The 15,720-nt window shown below is 61.8% G+C and carries 10 protein-coding genes; 8 read left to right on the top strand and 2 right to left on the bottom strand.

Features of this window, described 5'->3' with window-relative positions:
• Together KIH75_RS05140 and KIH75_RS05135 are read right to left on the bottom strand one after the other, a co-directional pair.
• A partial coding sequence (locus tag KIH75_RS05140) for a LacI family DNA-binding transcriptional regulator (RefSeq protein ID WP_219055701.1) occupies positions 1-667 on the bottom strand: 667 nt, incomplete at its 3' end.
• 175 nt (positions 668-842) lie between these two features.
• A complete protein-coding gene (locus KIH75_RS05135) occupies positions 843-1,103 on the bottom strand; it encodes an HPr family phosphocarrier protein (RefSeq protein WP_219055700.1) in 261 nt (86 codons plus the stop codon).
• A 286-nt stretch (positions 1,104-1,389) separates the two neighbouring features.
• Between KIH75_RS05135 and ptsP the strand changes: the two genes are divergently transcribed.
• The 8 genes from ptsP to KIH75_RS05100 all read left to right on the top strand — a co-directional run bounded on the left by ptsP (position 1,390) and on the right by KIH75_RS05100 (position 15,488).
• Complete coding sequence (gene ptsP / locus KIH75_RS05130) at positions 1,390-3,039, top strand: phosphoenolpyruvate--protein phosphotransferase (RefSeq protein ID WP_219055699.1); 1,650 nt, start codon at positions 1,390-1,392, stop codon at positions 3,037-3,039.
• 155 nt (positions 3,040-3,194) lie between these two features.
• Positions 3,195-3,749, top strand: a complete 555-nt coding sequence (locus KIH75_RS05125; protein ID WP_219055698.1) for a YbhB/YbcL family Raf kinase inhibitor-like protein — start codon at positions 3,195-3,197, stop codon at positions 3,747-3,749.
• Positions 3,750-3,869: 120 nt separating this feature from the next.
• Complete coding sequence (locus tag KIH75_RS05120) at positions 3,870-5,462, top strand: C69 family dipeptidase (protein ID WP_219055706.1); 1,593 nt, start codon at positions 3,870-3,872, stop codon at positions 5,460-5,462.
• Between the two features lie 108 nt (positions 5,463-5,570).
• On the top strand, positions 5,571-7,088 hold the full coding sequence (locus KIH75_RS05115; protein WP_219055697.1) for a formate--tetrahydrofolate ligase: 1,518 nt from the start codon (positions 5,571-5,573) through the stop codon (positions 7,086-7,088).
• A gap of 799 nt (positions 7,089-7,887) precedes the next feature.
• Positions 7,888-8,013, top strand: coding sequence for a hypothetical protein (locus KIH75_RS10225; protein WP_274608100.1), 126 nt, complete (start codon positions 7,888-7,890; stop codon positions 8,011-8,013).
• 152 nt (positions 8,014-8,165) lie between these two features.
• Entirely contained in the window at positions 8,166-12,710 is a 4,545-nt protein-coding gene (locus KIH75_RS10300; protein WP_219055696.1) for a SpaA isopeptide-forming pilin-related protein, read from the top strand.
• 117 nt (positions 12,711-12,827) lie between these two features.
• Positions 12,828-14,534, top strand: coding sequence for an isopeptide-forming domain-containing fimbrial protein (locus KIH75_RS05105; protein WP_219055695.1), 1,707 nt, complete (start codon positions 12,828-12,830; stop codon positions 14,532-14,534).
• Positions 14,535-14,555: 21 nt separating this feature from the next.
• On the top strand, positions 14,556-15,488 hold the full coding sequence (locus KIH75_RS05100) for a class C sortase (RefSeq protein ID WP_219055694.1): 933 nt from the start codon (positions 14,556-14,558) through the stop codon (positions 15,486-15,488).
• The last annotated feature ends 232 nt before the right edge of the window (positions 15,489-15,720 follow it).

The raw sequence follows: 15,720 nt of genomic DNA, 5'->3' as shown, positions 1-15,720 counted from the left end.
ACTGGTTCCAATCCGTGTATGAGGTGAGATGGTAGGCGCGTGCCTGCGTGCGGAACATGGTGAACATCTCGGCCGATTCGAAGTTGACTTCCTTGCTGGCCATGTAGGCCACGGCGTGCGCGCCGCGTTCGGCGAGATGTTTGATGATGATCGCCATCGCCGCGCTTTCGTCGATGGAGACCACGGATGCTTTGAGGGACTGCTGATGGCCGCCGATCTGCACGACGGGCAGGAAATCGGCGTAGCGGTCCATGGTTGCGGACAGGTCGCTGTCTGGGTCGGGGGCGACGATCATGCCGTCCACATGGCGTAACACCAGGGATCTGAAGCGTTCCGCCTGTGCGGCCTGGTCGGCGCCGATGCCGATGAGGACCTGCTGCTCGTCGGCGTCGATCGCGTATTCGAGCTCGTCGAGCAGTTGTGCGCTGAATGGTTCCGTGGCGCTCGGGATGATCAGGCCGATGGAATTGGTCACATCGCTGCGCAGCGAGCTGGCCGCGTAGTTGACGGAATAGTTGAGCTGTTCCGCCGCGGCGCGCACGCGTCTGGCGATGTCGTCGTCCTTGCCGCGTTTGCCGGACAGCACGCGCGACACGGTGGCGATGGATACGTTGGCCAATGCGGCGACGTTCGTGATGGAACTGCCGCGTTCGTTCTTGCCGGTCATGCTCTCCTCCGTGTACATGACTCATGGAATGCGGTTCCGTCTGCCTCTGCGACTAAGGCATGGCGCCTGTGAAACACAGTGTGAAACACTGGTGCCGTGACGGGACCGCATCAAGAATAGAACAGCCGCCCGTCGAAAGGGCGGGCGGCTGGGGAAATCGTCGAAAAGCCGGGAATCACTCGGCGCTGACGAGGATGTTGGCCAGGTTGTCGGCGACGGTCTCGTCATCGGCGCCCTGCACGTCGATCACGACGGCGTCGCCCTGCTTGATGCCCAGGCCCATGACGGACAGGATGGAGCCGGCCGGGACGGCGTTGCCGCCTTCCTTGGCGATGGTCACGGTGCAGCCGGAGGCGGTGACCGCCTGGGCGAACTGTGCGGCCGGACGGGCGTGGATGCCGACGGGATCGGTGATGGTGATGGTGCGGGTTGCCATAATGACACTCCTTTGCGTCGATTCGGTTCTGTTATTACCTAACAATCATGCGGCGACGGGTGTGCCGCTGAAAGCAAGTGTAACACTTTTTCGCAAAACGCGGAAAACGTTTACCGTTTTTGTGTCGCGGGTTGTGCGGTGTATACTGACGTGGAGCTGAAAATGATTTACCGGCAAAGACGGTGGGGGTCATTGCAGTGGGGCAGCGCCTAGGTCGCGTTGCGCATCAAGTTTTACCAGCCGTACAGCGAGCGGTTGGAAGTAAGTAAAGGAAAGGGAGTTCCTTATGATTATCAAGGGTGTCGGCATTGGTCGTGGAGTTGCCGTGGGCAAGGTCATCCGCATGGCCCCGCCGCTGGAAGAGCCGGCGGACGTCAGCCGCGACGCCTCCATCAGCGCGGTGGAGGAGAACGAGCGCGTCGCCGCGGCCATGGCCAAGGTGAACGCCGAACTGAACCACAAGGCCGAGCAGGCCGCCAACGGCGATGAGGGCGCCAAGCAGGCCGCTCCGATCCTGCAGGCCATCGCCATGTTCGCTTCCGATCCCTCCCTCGCCGAGAACATCAAGAACCTCGTCAACGGCGGCAAGACCGGCGAACGCGCCGTGCTTGAAGGCTTCGCCCAGGTCGAGGAGATGTTCAAGATGATCGGCGGCTACCAGGCCGAGCGCGCGGCGGATCTGCATGATGTCGGCCAGCGTGTGATCGCCGAGCTGCGCGGCGTCGCCGCCCCGGGCGTTCCGGAATCCGACGAGCCCTTCGTGCTCGTGGCCGAGGATCTTTCTCCCGCCGACACCTCCACGCTCGACATGACCAAGACGCTCGCCATCGTCACCTCCCAGGGTGGCCCGACCTCCCACACCGCCATTCTGGCCCGTGCCCGCGGCATCGTGTCCGTGGTGTCCGCAGCCGAGGCGGAGGGCCTGAAGAACGGCGAGAACGTGATCGTCAACGCCGCCAAGGGCGAGGTCGTCACCGAGCCGACCGACGAGGAGATCAAGGACGCCGAAGCGGCCAAGGAACATGCCGCAAGGGCCAAGGAGCTGCGCGGCCGGGCCGGTGGCACCAAGGACGGCCACCATGTGCCGCTGCTTGCCAACCTCGGCAAGCCCGCCGACGCGAAGACCGCCATCGAATACGGCGCCGAAGGCGTGGGCCTGTTCCGTTCCGAATTCCTGTTCATCGGCAACTCCGAGCCGCCGAGCGTCGAAGAGCAGACCAAGGCCTACACCGAGCTGCTGAGCCAGTTCCCGGGCAAGAAGGTCGTCATCCGTATGCTCGACGCCGGTGCCGATAAGCCGCTGCCGTTCCTCACCCCGGAAGACGAGCCGAATCCGGCCCTGGGTCTGCGTGGTCTGCGCACCCTGCGCGAGCACAAGGATGTCCTGGAAGGCCAGCTGAAGGCCCTCGCCGCCGCCGACGCCCAGACCGACGCCGACCTGTGGGTCATGGCCCCGATGGTCGCCGACGAGTACGAGGCCGACTACTTCGTCAAGCTCGGCAAGAGCTTCGGTTTGAAGAAGGTCGGTGCGATGGCCGAGGTTCCGTCCATCGCCCTCATGGCCGACAAGGTCGCCGAAGTCGCCGACTTCGTGTCCATCGGCACCAACGATCTGACCCAGTACACCATGGCCGCCGATCGTACCCTCGGTTCCGTGGCCGGCTATCAGACCGCATGGCACCCGGCGGTGCTGCGCGCCATCAAGCTGATCTGCGACGCGGGCAATGCCAAGGGCATGCCGGTCGGCGTGTGCGGCGAGGCCGCGGCCGATCCGGATCTGGCCGTCGTGCTCACCGGTCTGGGCGTGAACTCCCTGTCGATGACCCCGGTGGCCCTCGATGACGTGCGTGCCCAGCTGGCCGAAGTCACCTTCGAGGAGGCCCAGGCCAAGGCCAAGGCCGCGCTGAACGGCGACTTCTACACGCCCGCCAACTGATTCGGCGCATAAGCCGGCACCGCCTCATCCCAAGGTTCCGCCTGTCCTTCCACGGATCGGCGGGACCTTCCGTATTTCCGGAGCCGCCCGCCTCCCACCCGCGGAAATGAGCCGTGAGCGGGGAGCGAACCACGGGGAGGGCTACACTGAAGCGTATGAAGATCTCCGCTGATTTCACAGTCGTGCCCGACGACTTCGCCAAGGCCGCGGCACCGGAATACCGGGTGGAAGGCGTGCCATCCATCTCCTTCCCCTTCTACATCGACGAGGTCGACCCAGAAGCGCGGTATCTGCACTGGGCGTTCACCGACCCCGACTCCATCCCCGTCTGCGGATTCGAATGGATCCATTGGACGGTAGCGAACCTGCCCATCGACGCGCTGATGTTCGATTTCAACGATTCCCACGCGCTGGCCATTCCGCCGGACTTCTCCCGCCAAATGCCCGCCATGATCCCCGAAGCCGTGCAGGGCCGCAACTCCTCGGCATCGCATTTCGTCGGTCGTAACGCCGACCCGGCGCTCACGATGCGTTACAACGGCCCGCAGCCGCCCGACAAGGATCATGACTACTGCCTGCACGTGTGGGCCACGAAGCAGCCGCTGCCCGGATTGAACCAGGGCTTCTGGATGAACGAGCTGCTTCGCGGACTGCGCGAGTCGGGGGAGAACCCCGATCAGGGCGTCATGTTCGTCACGGGTCGCGCCTGAGTCGTACGCGCCCGAACGGTCATGTCTGGGTATGCGTGGCTGAACGGTTCCGCCGACATCCAGACGCATAGATACTTCGCTCCCCATGGGGAGCACATCACCAAGAACAGAAAGGAAACCATGGCCTGCACCACGATTCTGGTAGGCAAGGATGCGAGCTATGACGGCTCCACCATCATCGCCCGCAACGAGGATTCCGCGAACGGCGAATTCTGCCCCAAGCGGTTCGTCGTCGTCAAGCCGGAGGACCAGCCGCGCACGTACCAGGCGGTCATCTCCCACGTCCGCATCGAACTGCCGGACGATCCCATGCAGTACACCAGCGTCCCCAACGCCGACCTCAAGGAAGGCCTGTGGGGCGAAGCCGGTGTGAACGAGGCCAACGTGGCCATGAGCGCCACCGAAACCCTGACCACCAACGAGCGCGTGCTCGGCGCCGACCCGTTCGTGGAGCGTATTCCGGCCAAGGGAAAGGAAGGCGAGGAAGGCTATGAGCCCGAAATCGCGGGCGGCATCGGTGAAGAGGACTTCCTCACCATCGTCCTGCCGTACGTCAAGACCGCGCGTGAAGGCGTGGAACGACTGGGCGCACTGCTGGAGGAATACGGCACCTACGAGATGAACGGCGTCGCATTCTCCGACGTGAACGAAATCTGGTGGATGGAAACCGTCGGCGGACACCATTGGATCGCCAAGCGCGTGCCGGATGCCGCATACGTGACCATGCCGAACCAGCTGGGCATCGACGAATTCGACCTGGACGACGCCCTGGGCGAGCAGATCGAACACATGTGCTCCGCCGATCTGGGCGAGTTCATCGAACGCAACCACCTCGACCTGGCCGTCGAAGCGACCTCGCCGTTCAACCCGCGCGACGCCTTCGGTTCGCACTCCGATTCCGACCACGTGTACAACACGCCGCGCGCATGGTGGATGCAGCGCTTCCTCAACCCGTATGACGAAGTGTGGGACGGCCCGGACGCCGACCATCGCCCCGAAAGCAACGACATCCCGTGGGCACGTCAGCCGGAACGCAAGGTGACCATCGAAGACATCAAGTACGTGCTGTCCGGGCACTACCAGGGCACCCCGTACGATCCGTACGGCAAGCTCGGCGACGAGCGCACGCACCACATGTACCGTCCGATCGGCATCAACCGCCAGAGCCAGCTCGCCGTGCTGCAGCTGCGCCCGTACCGCCCGCAGGCATACCGCGCGATCCAGTGGATGGCCTACGGTTCCAACCCGTTCAACACGCTGGTGCCGTTCTACGCCAACGTCGACACCACCCCCGCGTACATGGCCGACACCACCACGCGCGTGACCAGCGAGAACTTCTACTGGGAGAACCGCATCATCGCCGCGCTGTGCGACGGTGCCTTCGCCGACACCGCCAACGCGGTCGAACGCTACCAGGAGAAGACCGGCGCGATGGGCCACCGCATGGTCGCCGCCACCGATGAGCAGGCCGCGCGTCTGGATTCCGCCGTACAGGGCGAATTCGACGCCGACAACGTCGAAGGCGACATCGAGCCGATGGAACCGGAGGAGATCATCGCCTCCGTGCGCAACGGCGAAGTGCGCGACGTGCTCGCCGCGGCAAACCAGACCATGGCCGACCAGCTGAAGGAGGAAACCGATAAGCTTCTCGACTCCGTGCTGTACACGCGCAGCATGGCGATGAAGAACGGTTTCCACATGTCCGATTTCTGATCGCGGGCAACCGCAACCGGCGGCAACCGCAACCGACCGCAACAGGGAACACCCGGGACTCCCGGGAGCCCAGAGAACCCCAGGGAACACAAGGAAAGGTACAAACGAATGACTTCCATCGAGGACTTCACCAGCCAGTACGGCCTGGTGCAGAAGATCGACGCCTTCGGCTATCTCGATTACCTGAAGAACAACCCCGACGCCCCGCGCAAGCACGGCAAGGTCGTGCTCGTCACCGCCGACACCCCGCTGAAGGCGAGCCGCGGCGAAGGCAAGACCACCACCACCATCGCGCTCATCGACGCGCTGAACGAGCGTGGCATCGACGCGGCCGCCGTGCTGCGCCAGCCGAGCATGGGCATCACCGCAGCCGGTTCCAAGGGCGGTGCATCCGGTGGCGGCAAGGCCTCCCTGACCCACCCGGAGCTGATCGACTGGGGTCTGTGCGGTGAGATGGGTGCCATCGAGGCCGCCCAGAACCTGCTGGTCTCCTTCGCCGAGAAGGCCGTGGACGAAGGCAAGCTGGACACCATCCTCGTGCCGCGCGTCTCCGAAGTGCCGTCCCGCTCCCTGCGCCAGATCGCGGTGGACCGCGGCAAGGGCGATGTGCCCGAGCGCGTGGTACTCACCCCGACCTGCGAGCTCATGCAGATCGTGGTGCTGTCCCGTTCCATGGATGAGATTGCCGACCGCGTGTCCAGAATGATCGCCGGCACCAAGGACGGCAAGGGCGTGACCTTCGGTGAATTCGTCGACCTGTGGCGCATCACCGGCATCCTGGCCGACGCGGTCAAGCCCGCCAAGACCGAAACCGTGAACGGTTCCCCCGTGTACGTGCACGGCGGTCCGTTCGCCAACGTGTCCATCGGCATCCCGACGCTGGTCTCCGTGGAGATGGCGTGCGCGCTGCATGACGTGGTCATCGTCGAAGCCGGGTACGGCACCGACGCCGGCGCACAGAAGTGGCTCGACATCGCATGCCGCGAGTTCGACGCGCAGTGGCCGTCCGCCGCCATCGTCGTGACCCGCGCCTCCACCTGGCGCGACGACCCGGAGCTGGCATGGCGTTACCCGTTCCACGTGCAGCGCCTCGAAAGCCTGGATATCCCGACCTTCCCGCTCATCAACCTGTGGGAGGGCGAGGACGACCAGGTGCCGGCCCTGAAGCAGACCGCCAAGGATCTGGAGTTCCGTGAGCCGATCATCGGCAACCTGTTCCGTGACGGCGGCGAGGCGCTGGCCCCGCAGCTGGACGCCTTCGTCGACGTGCTGCAGAACGCCGCGGCCCCCGCGCGCCCGAGCAGCCACAGCGGCATGTCCGTGGTCGAGGACGCCAAGTGGGTCGCCGAACATGCGTACGGCGTGCCGGCCGAGCGCATTCTGCTCAAGGATGGTTTCGTCGCTTCCCGCGATGAGGCGATCTCGCTGTGCGAGAGCGTCGGCATCGACATCACCAAGCTTGCGCTGGTCGCGGTGAAGTCCCCGGCTACCATGACCGACAACGACCGTGCTCCGGAGGAGGAGCGCACCGTCACCCTGAAGAAAGTGGAAGTGCACGCCGGTGCAGGCTTGGTGCATGTGAACCTCACCACGTCGCTGACCACTCCGATGCCGAAGATCGTCTGATCCGGCTGCCGGAGGCTGGGCGGCCGGCGCCGTAGGTGTGGCCGACTGCGATTTTCGGGCGGGGCCTGCGCGGATGATTCCATCCGCGCGGGCCCCGTTTTTGTTGGGGTGGGTTCGCGCGGGTTGCTGGGGTTCACTGGGTGTTGGGTCTGCCGGGTTGTTGGGGCAGGGGCCATTGCCCTGCGAATGGGGGAGGGGCGGCGCTACCTCGCTTATATGTGGCGGATTTTGGCGTTCGGGATTTGCCAGGTGGCTTATGTATGGCACTTTTGCGTGGGAGCCCCGGGTATGCGCGTTGGAATTCCGGCGTTCGTACTCGGGGTTTTCCGGTTTTGATGCCATATATAAGCCACCTGGTTCGTGGAGGGGGCTGGAATCTGCCACCTATAGGCGAGATGGCCGCACGCGTGGGCGCACCGCTGCGGGAACGGGTGGAACGGGTGGGAACAAGGTAGTCGGAGCGGTTCGAGAGACGGTTCAGACGGTTTGGGGAGGTTCAGACGGTTTGAACGAGGGCGGCTTGGGGCGAAGGTTCGGGGATCCGAAGTGTAGAGAAATTGCTTAAGTTACATTTAAGTACTGGAAAATCAGCACTGTTAGCGTTCCCTCAATGACAACGCATGGTCATTGGTCATGGAAATGCCCGTTTTCAATGCCTGAAATACGGCAAGGGAAGCAAGTGCGACACGCCGATGCTAACGTTTGCGCAGACGGTTTTACGCCACTTTGAAGAGATGTCGCCGGAAGCTGCCCGAATGCGCCGGCGACGTTATTTTGTATTTTCAGAAAGAAATTTTCCATGCCTGATTTCATGGGGATTTTCATATCCCCAATTACTGAAGCGATTAAGCTAACAATCGGTAATTACCGCAATGAAAACGATTCAAACAAGCCGCCTAAAAGTCATGCAGCACAACGAATCTGAAATAGCCCTCATTTGCTTAAGTGTGTTAAGTGTTTACACTGTGTAAATGAAGCGCTTGAGTTGATGTGGGTGCGACGCATTGCGGGAACGCGAGAAGGGTTCCGCGTGGGGCGGCGCACCCATACGCAGTTGAGGAGTACGAGGAGTACATAGTGAAACGTTGGGATCTGCATACGCCGGGCAAAACAGCCCGTCATGCCGAGGGCAACCATGCCCACGGCGCCTGCGCGCGCCGCTTGGGCATGGGCGCAGGCAAGACGCAGTGCATCCTGATCGCCCTCGCGCTCGTGCTGTCCGCGTTGGTGGGCATGCCGGTGCTGGCGAACGCGGCCGACACCACCTCATCCCTGGATTCGTATTACGTGCTCGGCGATAAGGACATCGCATCCGGCGACCTCACCATCACCGTCACCACGCGCGACGACAACGGAAACACGCAGAACAAGACCTACAGCAACCCGAGCTCGATCGACAACATCGCACTGGACCAGCCGACCACCTTCACGCTGAAACTGAACCTGAGCGACGACACCATCACCGGCGGCAGCACCGACCCGTCCAAATACAACCTCGATCTGCGCTACCCGCTTCCGATCGATTACAGCGCGGTCGCCGACGAAAACAAGCAGATCCGTTACGAAATGAAGAACGGCGAAAAGCTGGGCTCCATGCAGATTGTCGAAGGGGAGAACGGCAAAGCCGAACTGGTGATCCGATTCGACCGCGATTACGTGACGAAGCATGGTCTGAACCAGAACTATTGGGTCAACTACACGTTCAAAACCAACTGGGACGCCGACAATATTCCGGACAACGGCCAGGACTCATGGGAGTTCCCCGGCATCTCCAACACGGTCGACGTGACGTGGAGCAAAGCGCAGGTGGGCGGCGGCAAAAGCTGCAACTACACGAGCGGACTGAAGCAAACCTGTGAAGTCAAGTTGACGGCCGAAGCCGACATGCAGGATTTCGACTTCAAGGACGTGCACGGCGCCGACCTGACCGTGAACCAGGATTTCCAGATCACCGCGAACGACCAGAACAATCAGGCCGCAGTGGATGCCGCCGCCAAAGCGACCTTCGATTACACGCATATCGATGACGACGAGCATTCCGTGACCATGCATATGGACACCCTCCCGAAGGGCGACTACACCATCACCTACACCACCGAAGTCAAAGACACGGCCCAAGCGAACGCCAGCAGCGGCAAATACGACGGCGCGAAGAACACCGCCCAGTGGCAGTGGAAGGGCGGCGGTCCGAAGGAATCCACCTACTACCCGTGGGTGAAAGGCAAAAGCTACAACTGGGTGAGCAAGACCTCAGGGCAGACGCTGGATGCCGACGGCAACGTCACGTGGACGGTCAACATCAATTCGGGAACCGACAAGGTCGATCTGAGCGGCTACCGTTTCACCGACGAACTGCAGCAGGGCAGCGACGGCAACCCGACGCAGCACTATACCGGCAACCTGCAGGTGTACAAGGTCGAAACCGATAAAGACGGCAATAAGACGGAAACGCTGGTGAGCGACAACACCGCTCTGCCGTCGGACGGCAGCCAGTCGTTCTCCTATGATTTCCCGAGCGATGCGGGGTCCTACGAATACAAGCTGGTGTACAGCACCAAGCCGATCGACGGAAAGGCCGAATTCAAGAACAAGGGCACGGTGTGCCATATCGACGGCAACTCCTGCTCCGAACAGGGCAACGCCTCCGGGTACTTCGCCAAGGACATCAGCGACATCCACCTGCTGAAGAAGACGCACGGGCACTCCCAGGCGGTGGAAGGGCACCCGAACGTGCTCGAAGTGCCGTGGACCATCGACTTCGACCCGCAGAACCAGGACATCACCGAACTCAACTTCTACGAGGATTGGACCTCCAGCGATTCGGACGGCAACACGCTGCACATGTGGTACTCCCAGGATGCGCTCAACCTGAGCGTCAAGGAATACACCGGCGGCGAAGGGTGCACGGAATCCATGGACAGCTGTTGGAAGGACGTGACCGGCGACTACCAGATCCTCTCCCGCGACGGGCGTGAACTGCCCAAGGGATACGACTACCCGGCGGGTTGGTTCCATGACGGCAACGCCGAATCCGGCGACACATGGAACCTGCACGACGGCTCGCCCAGCTTCAAGCTCTGGTACAAGAACGACGATGATCGGGCGACCAAGAAATACGACAAGAAGATGCGTATCAGCTACACCACGTTGTTCGACAAGAACCCGGACGTGTACCACAACTACGCCAAGTTCAGCTACAAGGTCGGCGGCATGAGCAAGGGGGAGACGGTGGAAGACACCTACACCTACTCAGGCGGCAACCATATCGGCAAGTCGGCGGACGCCACACATGAAGGCGGCAGCGACTTCAACGACGCCGCGACGTTCGAAACCGCGGAAACCGTGAAGAACAACTACAAGACCACGCTGAAGAACGCCGGCATGAGCGACGCCGACGCCGAAACCAAAGCGGCGGAATACGTGGAGAAGAACTGCCCGAACGGCAGGTGGCGCACGCATTGGCGCGTCTGGGGCAACGGCGTGAAGTCCTGGTGGCTGACCAGCGACACCAACAACCGGCTCAACGGTATTGCCGACCTCAGCGAGGTGCAGACGATCACCATGACCGACACGCTGCCCAAGGGCTGGAAGCTGGCCGACGACTACCCGACGTACGGGCGTTTCGTCAACCAGAAGTTCGATTACAGCGTCGACAAGTCGGATGCGACCGAGCATTGGGACACCTTCGCCGTCTCGACAAGCAAGGATTGCAAGACCGAAACCGGTGCCAGCGCGACCTGCGCGACCATGACGCAGCAAGGCCAGAATCTGACCTTCACCGCCCCCAACGACGGCACGTTGACCGCGTGGCGCACCAGTACCACCGACAGCAGCAAAGACATGCCCGAAACGGCGCGAACCAACAGCGACGGTACGGCCATGGCCATAGCCAAGCAGGATCATTCCATCGTGGTGTTCAGCTTCGACACCTACATCACACCCGAAACGGCGAACGACCTGGGCTACAAGGCCGGCACCACCATGGTGTTCACCAACCATGCCGGCATCCAGCTCGACGGCCAATCGCTTGTCAGCAACGACGCTTCCGGCACCGCCAGCATCAAGCAGGACGTGGAGAACGTGCTCGGCAAATGGGGCGACGTTAAGGACGACAACACCATCGTGTACACGGTGGATGTCGACAAGAAGATCCTGAACTTCGTCGGCAACGCGGACTCGTTCCAGCTGGTGGATGAGCTTGACAGCCCCAACGCCGAATACTTGGGCGACTACAGCGCCCTGGTCGATGGCGGCAGCGACCCGCGATGCGACAAAACCAAAGAGGTGAGCGCCGACATTTCCGTCGACCCGGTCACCAGGAAGCAGTCGATCACCTTCACCATCCCCAAGAACCTCTCCGATCCTTATGACGGCTCCGACAATCCCAAGAGCATGTGGATCGACCACGGCCTGAAAATCAAGTACACCGTGCGAGTCAAAGGCGTGGTGGGCCAGCAGGTGAGCGTGCGCAACTCGATCAAGCTCAAGGGCAACGAGGCGGTCAGGAAGGACGACGAGCGGGATACGAGCATCAAATCCATCGTATCCGGCATGGGCGCGCAAGGCGACACCACGCTCGTCAAAACCGATGCCGCTTTGCATAATCCGAAGACCCTGCCGGGTACGACGTTCACCGTCTGCAAGGTGGATATCAGCGACAACGCGACCAACACCGCCGAACAGACGACCTGCGACGGCACATACAGCAAAACCATCACCACGGGTAATGAAGGCCAGGCGACGCTCAGCTCTCGCGCCGGCACCGATACCAGCAGCGCGCTGTACAACCTCTCCACCAGCACGCTGTATGCGGCGGTGGAAACGCAGGCGCCGAACGGCTACCAGTTGGACGCGGCACCGTACTACTTCTACCTTCGCGACACGAACGATGCGGAAACCGACCAGCTCAAAACCATGAAGGAGTATGTCTCCGCGCATAAGCTCACCGTCGAATCCAACGACGAGATCCACGCGCGCGACCAGAAGATCAGCACCATCAGCTGGAACAAGGTCAAGGCCGCTTCGGCAACCATCGACGATAACGACAAGGCGACGCTGACAGGCGGGGATTCGGCTTATCTGGCCGGATCCAGCTGGGCGATCTGCACCGACCAGTGCGGGACCGATGCCGCGAGCTACGTGTATGTGGCCGACAACGGCAAAGCCGAAACCACCGACAGCGGCAACCAATGGCTGGCCGATCTGGATTCGCGCGACGGGTACATCACCATCTCCGGCTTCAAGCAGAACACCGTCTACCAGGTCACCGAAGTTTCGGCGCCGGACGGATACACCGCCAACGCGGGAGCCGACTACACGTTCGAGATCACGAGCGACGGCAACGTGACCGTCGGCATGCTCGACAGCGACGGACGGAACGTGCCCTCCACCAACGCGGATTTCCCCGCGCTCGCCAAAGCCCACGGGTTCGCGCAGCTTGAAGACGGCAGTTGGATCGTCACCAACGCCAAGAAACCCCTGACTTCCATGCCGTTCACAGGACGGGCCAACTGGCTTGGCGTGATCCTCGCGGCAGGACTGGTACTTGCAATGGTCGGCTACCGGCTGACCTCCTCATCAGGAAAGGAGCGACGCCCGAAGCGAATCCATGCAAGGGAATGACCGTGGGGCGCAATCCCGCCGCGCGGGCTTCCCACACCTTCCCATACCGAGAACCAACCAACAACCACAACCAATAACCAACCACCAACAATCAATCAGGAAAGAAGAAGATCAACGATGAATTCGATCACCAAGCGCCTGATGGCAGGCATGGCCGCGGCCGCGACACTGCTGTCCGGCATGGCCCTCACCGGCTCCGCCATGGCTGCCGATACCACCGCTATTGCGACCGACAATGTTAAGGCCGAGCAGACTCTGACCGTCAAGGCTTCCGAAGGCGCGCTCAAGGGCAAGAATCTGTACGCCGTCAAGCTGGCTGCCTATTCCGCGGCGCAGACCGATGGCACCAACATCACCGGCTACGATCTGGCGGACGGCGGTTATGCTACTGCCGTTAATCAGGCGTTGGAGGATGCCGGTATCAGCACCACCAGACCCGAGGGTTACGACAGCACCAACCCGATGGTGTGGGTCGTGCAGAACCTGCTCGACTCCGACGCCTCGCCGTACGCCGGCAAGCTGCGCAACTTCCTGACCAAGCTTGCCAACCAGCGGACTGTCAAGGATGCGTTCGCCGATGCCAACAAGATGACTGTGGATACTGATGGCAACAACGCCACCAAGAGCGTGCCTGCCGGCGTCTACGCCGTGTTCGATGTCGCTTCTGAGAACGGCAACGAAGTCGTGTCCATCCCGATGCTTAACGGCACCGGTATCGACAATAAGACCATCCAGGGTAAGACCCTTGGCGAAGTCGACTACAAGGCCACCCAGCCGACCGTCGACAAGAAGATCGTGGAAGGTAACGAGCGCGTCGAGAGCAACGTGGCCGCCATCGGCGACACCGTCACCTACGAGCTGACCACCACTGTGCCGAACTACACCGGTTACGACCAGGGCTACTACCTCTCCCTGAACGATACCCTCTCCAAGGGCCTGACCTTCAAGGAGATCACCTCCGTCAAGGTTGAAGACGTCGACACCGAGTACAAGGACAACGCTAACTTCTACAAGAAGACTGACCTCACCGATGTGACCACCGAAGACGCATACAACGGCGGCAAGTCCTTCTCCATTCTCTTCGCTCCGACCACTGAGGGTTCTTCCGATATCACCAAGCAGTCCGACTTGTTCCCGATCGGCAAGAAGATCACCGTGCAGTACACCGCGACCCTGAACAAGAACGCCGTCATCAACGGTGAAGGCAACCCGAACCAGGTGAACCTGACCTACTCCCGCAACCCGAACGGCATTGAGCACGGCGATACCGACACTGTCGAAGTCAAGACCTACACCGGCAACCTGAAGCTGCACAAGGTCGACGTCAAGGGCAACAACCTGGCCGGTGCCGAATTCGAAGTGCGTAACGCTTCCGACGGCGCTGCCCTCAAGTTCGTGAAGAACTCCGATGGCACCTACACCCTGCTTGACGATCAGACCGCTGCTGACGGCGTCACCGAGCTGGTCACCCCCGAGAGCGGCATCCTGACCATCAACGGTCTGAACGGCCAGTACTACTTCAAGGAAACGAAGTCCCCGCTGGGCGCAACCGCACTGCCGAGCTTCGAAGCCACCGTGACCGTTGCGGACGGCACCAAGGAAGGCGAAACCGCCGGAACCCAGACCGTCAGCCTCGACAAGGCCGACGCCAACCAGCTGGTGGTGGCCGACACCGACAGCGACGCCAACATCAAGGTGACCAACGTGCGCAACCTGCTTGAGATGCCGAAGACCGGTGCCACCTGGCTGTGCATCTACGCGGCCATGGCCGTGCTGTGCGGCGCCGGCGCGTTCCTGCTGCTGCGCTCCAGGAAGAACGACTGAGCGTAAAGGCGAATCGCAGCCATGACCAAGCAGCGCAAGACCGGTAGGGGAGGGCTTTCGGGCCGTGCCCTCGCCGGTGTTGCGCTGCTTGTGCTATCCGCGCTCTTTTGCACGCTGCCGTTCATGCTCATGGTCGGCAACTCCGGCAAAACCGCCGGCATCACCCAAGCGCACGACGACAGAACCGCCGCGCTTACGAAACGCAAGCTCGCCGCCGAGCTGCGGCAGGCGCGCGACTACAACACGAATCTGTTCAACAACGGTCAGGCGACCATGGGCGAGGTGGTCGACCCGTTCTCCAATGGCGGGAGCGCCTCCGAGGCGGATAAGGACGAGGATTACCAAAAGCAACTGAACCTGCCGGCCGACGGCATCATGGCAACCGTCACCTACCCGCGGCTCGGCATCAACCTGCCCATCCGCCACGGCACCAGCCAGCGTACGCTGGCAAGCGGCGCCGGGCACATGTACGGCACGAGCCTGCCGGTTGGCGGCGAGAACACGCACGCCGTGATCTCCGCGCACACCGGGCTCGCCGACCGTCTCATGTTCGACAAACTCAGCCTACGCCAAGGCAAAATAGGCGATTTCTTCTACATCAAAGTGGCGGGCGAAACGCTCGCCTACAAGGTGACCAGCATCACGGTGGTCGACCCCGACCAGTTCGATGATCTGAAAATCGTGCGTGGGAAAGATTTGGTGACCCTGCTCACCTGCACGCCCTACGGCGTGAACACGCAACGCCTGCTCGTCACCGGCACGCGCACCACCATGCCGCATCCCGCGCCCCTACCCAAGAACGCGCCCAAGGATCGCACATCCGACTACATGATGCTGTACGTGGCGATCGTATGGGTGCTCGTGGTCGCGTTCATCGCGGGCTATGTGCGCAAACGGCATCGCAAAGCGCGTCCGACGGTTTCTTGGGCCAAGCATGCCGTACAGAGAAGATGAGCGTACGCTACTTCGCCTATGTATGGCAGATTTTGCCGGTGCGGAATTACCAGGTGGCTTATATATGGCACCTAAAAGGGAAAACCCCGGGTATGTGCGTTGGAATTCCAACGCGCATACCCGGGGTTTTCGTGCCGGAGTGCCATATATAAGCCACCTGGTTTGTTGCGAAGGCCCGAATCTGCCATAGATAAGCGAAGTAGGGGCGAAGCGACTACATGGCCGCCGTGTG

Source organism: Bifidobacterium pongonis, assembly GCF_019331805.1.
GTDB classification, from domain to species: Bacteria; Actinomycetota; Actinomycetes; order Actinomycetales; family Bifidobacteriaceae; genus Bifidobacterium; species Bifidobacterium pongonis.
The sequence above is the reverse complement of the archived record's forward strand: the minus strand, read 5'-3'. Positions and strand labels throughout refer to the sequence as shown.